The sequence below is a fragment of the Aeromonas sp. HMWF015 genome, assembly GCF_963878965.1.
GTDB classification, from domain to species: Bacteria; Pseudomonadota; Gammaproteobacteria; order Enterobacterales; family Aeromonadaceae; genus Aeromonas; species Aeromonas veronii.
This window is the reverse complement of record NZ_CAWNZT010000419.1, coordinates 1-3,134: the sequence shown is the minus strand read 5'-3', so window position 1 is coordinate 3,134 and position 3,134 is coordinate 1. Positions and strand designations below refer to the sequence as shown.

Genomic DNA, 3,134 nt, shown 5'->3' with positions numbered 1-3,134 from the left:
GGAGTACTGCTGGGCCAGCCCGAACTCGGAGGCCATGCCGGAGCCGGTGCCGCCCCCGGCACTGAAGATGTAGAAATAGAGGCGGGACTGGTTGGCCTTGATGCCGCAGGAGTCGACCAGATAGGTATGAATGGCCTGCCACTCGGAGTTGGCGAAGTAGTGAGGGCTCTTGTTGAGGATGATCTTGGCCAGATACTGGCCAAGGATGGGGGCGTTACCCGCGCCCCCCGCGTGGATCTCCGACAAGTCCATCACCCGCATCTTGGCGTAGTCACGCAAGGAGCCACCTTCGCCGCTGCGATTGGAGTGGCGGATGCGGCCATCTATGTCCTTGTCCAGATCCCCCAGCATCACCATGGGCTCGATCAGAAAGACCGGCCGGGCCCCGTTGTTTGGCAGTCGCAGGTTGCGCCGGATCCAGCTCACCGGACCAAACTCCTTCTCCCGCTTTCGTTGCTCTTCACTGTTGAATTCATTGAGATAAAAGCTGCGGGCGTTGTAGACCAGCGAGGCCACATCCTGCGCTATGTTGGAGCCGCAGCGTCCCAGCCCCACCAGACAGACGGACGGAAAGTTGTGGGGCACGGTGGCGCCCGTTTCACTCTCTCCGATGGCGGCGGGAAACACCGCGTGGCGCAGCTGTTCCAGATTGGCAAGAATACGGGCCAGGTCCCCTTCGGTGTAGTAGAGGTAGCGGTTGCCTGCGTCCTGCTCATCATCCGTGTTGATAGGTAGCAGATCGATATGCTCGGTCATGAAAAAAGATCCCTCTTGGCGGCGAATGTAGATAAATCAGCAGCTTTGGACTGCCCGGTAACTCTAGATGATAAAAAGCGGGGGCGCGGTGAGCGGAGGGCGAGAGTTGTGACTGTGTGATCATGGGCACAGCAACACGCCGAAAATCTGCCGGTACCCCGCACTGGACGGATGGGGCAACGGCGCCCCATTCCCCTGAAAAGGGGGACGACTGCACTCAATCATGTGTTGGCCGCGTGCCGGATTATCCCGCTCTGAGCGGCCTGTTTCCCTTGCGCTGGCGTGGTGGAACAAACAAGAAAAAGAATTTTTAGATTGGTTTTCCTACTTCCAATCGATTATTTGATTGGGCAGTAACGGCATTAGCGGTGTCAGATTAGGGGAGCAGGTTGGCCAACGCGCCGTCAGCCAGTCTTTACGCGGTCACACAAGGAGACACTCTGATGGAAACACTTGACCAGAAAATCGACACCATGCGAGAAGCATTTATGCAGCAGGAGCGCAAACAGGCCCACGACAAGTGGCAAGCCAGGGTCGAGGAGCTGCTACAGATACGGGGTGAGGAGAGACAACCGGAGGAGCAGGAAGAGTAGTGCTCGCTCCCGGGCGAAAGTTGAGGTAGCGAACGCTTCGTATCGGCTACCCGTTATCTACCACCGATAAAAAAACCACCGACCTTTTGCAGGTCGGTGGTTTTTTTTATGGATTGCGGCCGATTGGCTGGCCTGACTTCCGGGCCGAGCAATGGGGTCACATCCAGGGGCGTAGGGATGTGACTACTTCGAATGGGTGACGGGCTCTTCGGAGAGCAACTCGTTGACGAGTCCTGCAGCCAGATGAATATTCGACCCCATCTTGTCGCCGCCCACCGCGTTCGCTTTCCATGATTCAGGGGCTTCGGGGTGTGGCCCGGAGAGGGCCACCTTGCCTTTGCCGTATGAGCTGATCAGCGCGGCAATCTGATGGTTTTGAAAATGGGCGATGACCTTGACCTGCTCTGGGCTTGGCACCGGGGTAAATTGCGGGCCGGCCTGGTAATACATCTGGCGCTCTTCACCAAGCCAGCTGATCGGGAAGATCCTGGCGCTAAAGTCGCCGTCATAATCATCGGATGTGGCAGGAACAAGGGCCAGCGCCGGCACAAAGCCTTCTTCTTCAGACCAGCCGGCGGATGCCACAAAGGCACCCCCACAGATCCCGAGGTAGCGGCCACCATTCTGCAAATAGGTTTTTAATGCCGAACGCGCGTCCGCGGTGAAGGCGTTGAGGAGCGGCTCAACATCGTCCTCTGTGCCGCCAACGATAAACACCCTGGCATTATCGAGCTCTGCAGGCAGCTCCCCAATATTGGAGAGATACCTGACCGGCAAGCCCACCTGCTTGACCACATCCGCAATCGCTCTGGTGCTATCCCCATCAGAAACCGGCCCGTTATAGATCAGCGCGTACGGCTCTTGCTGCGGCTGCGCAGAGGCGGCCTCTGCCATGCACCCTGTCATTAACCAAAGGCTGATAACGCTCGCAATCCGCATGACGCTTTTTGGTACATTCATCGCTGCCACTGTCCCTGTGATGTGAACCGAAGAGACTACTTATCACGATCCCGTTCTGCATGTCAGCCGCAGTTAAATGAACATTTCAAGTTAACGTGCCAACGCTGATTGGGCCTGTGTTCGACACACAACGAACGAGCCAATACAGAGGGACAAACCACAGGATTTCGGCCCCTGCTTCGGAGCGCGTGCAACAGCTTTCCTGTGTGACGCCTCTTATGGCTGATGGATAAGGATTCGAGGGGGAATACAGCAACATAAGAGGGGCACTTCACCTTCACTTCACCGAGCGGGGGTAGGGTAGCCTCACGTTTTCAGTTGGAGCTTTACCCTATGCCCACCATAGTCACTCACGCTGCCGTCCCTCTCTGCCTTGGACTCGGGCTTGGCAGCCGGATTATCCCGCCCCGCCTGTTGTTGGCTGGGGTTGCCATCGCCATGCTGCCCGATGCCGATGTGCTCGCCTTCAAACTGGGGGTTGCCTACGGCCATGTCTTTGGCCACCGCGGCTTTACCCACTCCCTGTTGTTCGCCTTTGCCTTGCCCACCCTGGCCATGTTGTTTCACCGCCAATTTCGGGCCCGCGCCGCCACCGTCTGGGCGTTTCTGCTGGTCTCTCTGCTCTCCCACAGCCTGCTCGATTCCCTCACTACCGGCGGCAAGGGGGTTGGCTGGTTCTGGCCGTGGCGTGACGAGCGTTTCTTCGCCCCCTGGCAGGTGATCCGGGTCGCCCCCTTCAAGCTGGAGGCCTATCTCACCGCCCGAGGTGAGGCGGTAATCCTCTCCGAGGTCTACTGGGTCTGGTTGCCGGGGGTTGTATTGATG

The 3,134-nt window shown here is 58.1% G+C and carries 3 protein-coding genes and 1 pseudogene; 2 read left to right on the top strand and 2 right to left on the bottom strand.

Translation table 11 applies throughout. From position 1 onward, the window contains the following. A pseudogene (locus tag AACS18_RS21535) lies at nucleotides 1–756 on the bottom strand (hypothetical protein); the annotation flags it as partial. Nucleotides 757–1,199: 443 nt separating this feature from the next. Here AACS18_RS21535 and AACS18_RS21530 point away from each other — a divergent pair. Continuing rightward, the gene (locus AACS18_RS21530; protein WP_005338159.1) at nucleotides 1,200–1,349 is read left to right on the top strand and encodes a hypothetical protein; all 150 of its coding nucleotides are present in this window, start codon (nucleotides 1,200–1,202) and stop codon (nucleotides 1,347–1,349) included. Nucleotides 1,350–1,532: 183 nt separating this feature from the next. On the opposite strand, the gene AACS18_RS21525 is transcribed toward AACS18_RS21530, so the two are convergent. After that, entirely contained in the window at nucleotides 1,533–2,309 is a 777-nt protein-coding gene (locus tag AACS18_RS21525) for a BPL-N domain-containing protein (RefSeq protein WP_108613276.1), read from the bottom strand. Nucleotides 2,310–2,642: 333 nt separating this feature from the next. Between AACS18_RS21525 and AACS18_RS21520 the strand changes: the two genes are divergently transcribed. After that, nucleotides 2,643–3,134 (top strand): metal-dependent hydrolase (locus tag AACS18_RS21520; protein ID WP_108613277.1); only part of this gene is annotated, 492 nt, incomplete at its 3' end.

Bases quoted from the DNA above. Each gene is read 5' to 3' on its own strand.
- AACS18_RS21530 (WP_005338159.1), top strand. From the start codon at position 1,200: ATGGAAACACTTGACCAGAAAATCGACACCATGCGAGAAGCATTTATG.
- AACS18_RS21525 (WP_108613276.1), bottom strand. From the start codon at position 2,309: ATGAATGTACCAAAAAGCGTCATGCGGATTGCGAGCGTTATCAGCCTT.